This is a genomic window from [Clostridium] ultunense DSM 10521, assembly GCF_000511955.1.
GTDB classification, from domain to species: Bacteria; Bacillota; Clostridia; order Tissierellales; family Tepidimicrobiaceae; genus Schnuerera; species Schnuerera ultunensis.
This window is the reverse complement of the sequence record NZ_AZSU01000002.1, coordinates 867,710-869,787: the sequence shown is the minus strand read 5'-3', so window position 1 is coordinate 869,787 and position 2,078 is coordinate 867,710. Positions and strand designations below refer to the sequence as shown.

General features: G+C 32.6%; 2 protein-coding genes and 1 CRISPR repeat array. Both genes read left to right on the top strand.

Annotated elements, in window-relative coordinates; genetic code table 11:
* Window positions 1-51 precede the first annotated feature (51 nt).
* A CRISPR array of direct repeats spans window positions 52-349; the repeat unit is 32 nt; unit sequence TTGTTTCAATTCCTTATAGGTAGTCTATAAAC.
* 97 nt (window positions 350-446) lie between these two features.
* A protein-coding gene (locus CUL_RS0107010; RefSeq protein ID WP_097677625.1) for an IS3 family transposase occupies window positions 447-1,591 on the top strand; the annotation gives its coding sequence in 2 pieces (ribosomal slippage) (window positions 447-678 and window positions 678-1,591; 1,146 coding nt in all).
* A gap of 293 nt (window positions 1,592-1,884) precedes the next feature.
* The coding region (locus tag CUL_RS16885) for a transposase (RefSeq protein WP_051403510.1) at window positions 1,885-2,078 on the top strand (194 nt) is incomplete at its 3' end.

The window sequence follows — 2,078 nt, the reverse complement described above, 5'->3', positions numbered from 1 at the left end:
TAGGTAGTCTATAAACGAAACAACCATCTATCCACCATCTCCGATTACCCCAAGTTTCAATTCCTTATAGGTAGTCTATAAACAACATTACTGTATATATGAGTTATTCGCCCATATATTGTTTCAATTCCTTATAGGTAGTCTATAAACAAATACTCTGCATTTCTTCTGATTGCATCAATTCTTGTTTCAATTCCTTATAGGTAGTCTATAAACTAGCTCTATCAAATTCTTCCTGTGTCATGATAGGTTGTTTCAATTCCTTATAGGTAGTCTATAAACAATTATCTCCTTTCTCCCACTTACCCGGTGGTATCGGGTTTCAATTCCTTATAGGTAGTCTATAAACTCACTTTCCATATAGCACCTCTGATGTTAGTATATAAGTATGGACACTAAATAAGGTTTTTTATATACTACTAAATGAGGAAGGAAGTGTCCATAAAATGTCTAAAAGAAAAACTTATACAGATGAATTCAAAATAATGATTGCAGAGTTAGTATTATCAGGAAAAACAGTTAGGGAAGTAGCAGACGAATATGGCCTAAGCCAAACAGCAATACGTAATTGGGTAAAGAAGAAAACACCGATAGATGTAAAGGGAGATACCACAAATCTTGAAGAAATTCTAAAAATCAAGAAGGAAAATGCAAGACTTAAGGAAGAAAATGATATATTAAAAAAAGCTATGGCCATATTCGCAACCAAATAAATCCTGATATTATATTTGAAATAATAAAAGCTAATTCTAAGGAACACAGCATAGATACTATGTGCAAGGTGCTAAAATATCCTAGAAGCACCTATTATGATAAGCATAAGGAAAAGCCTGGAAACAAGTGGAAAACTCTTAATAAGAAGCTTAGAGAAGATATTCTAACAATCTATAATAATAGTAACAAAATCTATGGAGCCCCTAAAATTCGCAAAGAGTTGATGAAAATGGGCTATGAAACTATTAGCATTAAGCGGGTTCAAAGGCATATGAAAAAATTAGGAATCAGATCAATTGTGGTTAAAAAATATAGGCCTTATAGAGCCAAAAAGGTATATGAACAAGGTGAAAACCTATTAAATAGAGACTTTTCTACAACGAAGATAAATGAAAAATGGGTCGCTGATATTACATATATTCATACTTTAAAGGATGGATGGAATTACCTAGCATCTATCTTAGATTTGCATACCCAAAAAATAGTAGGATATAGTTTTTCAAAGACCATGGATACATCCTTAGTATTAAAGGCATTAGATAATGCTGTAACTACCCAAAAACCAAGTAAAGGATTAATTATACATTCAGATAGAGGCTCACAATATACGTCAAAGGAATATCGTGAAACAGTGGAATCAAAGCAATTTAAACTATCGTATAGTGCTAAAGGTTGTCCTTATGACAACGCCTGTATAGAAAGTTTTCATGCAATACTAAAAAAAGAATGCGTATATCTTAATACATTTATAGATCATAATCATGCTAAGTTAATATTATTTCAATATATAGAAGGATTTTATAATAGAAAAAGGATTCATTCATCAATCAACTACATGACTCCAGATGAATATGAGAATCTATGTAGAGTAGCATAGCTTGCTTTAGATTTTGAGCCTGAGGGGATGATAGCCACCCGTAGGGCTTGCCATTGATAAGCCAATAAATAAATGCTACAATATTCCACCACGAAGGCACAAAACATAGCTTGCTTTGAGTTTATCGCCTTCGGGTAGAAACCTAAAAGCATTTATGTTTGGATTGTCAATGGTGGCGGAGACCCACAAAAAAACCTAAATTTTTGTCCAAACTATTGACATAGATCCAATAAGTATGGACACTAAATAAGGTTTTTTATATACTACTAAATGAGGAAGGAAGTGTCCATAAAATGTCTAAAAGAAAAACTTATACAGATGAATTCAAAATAATGATTGCAGAGTTAGTATTATCAGGAAAAACAGTTAGGGAAGTAGCAGACGAATATGGCCTAAGCCAAACAGCAATACGTAATTGGGTAAAGAAGAAAACACCGATAGATGTAAAGGGAGATACCACAAATCTTGAAGAAATTCTAAAAATCAA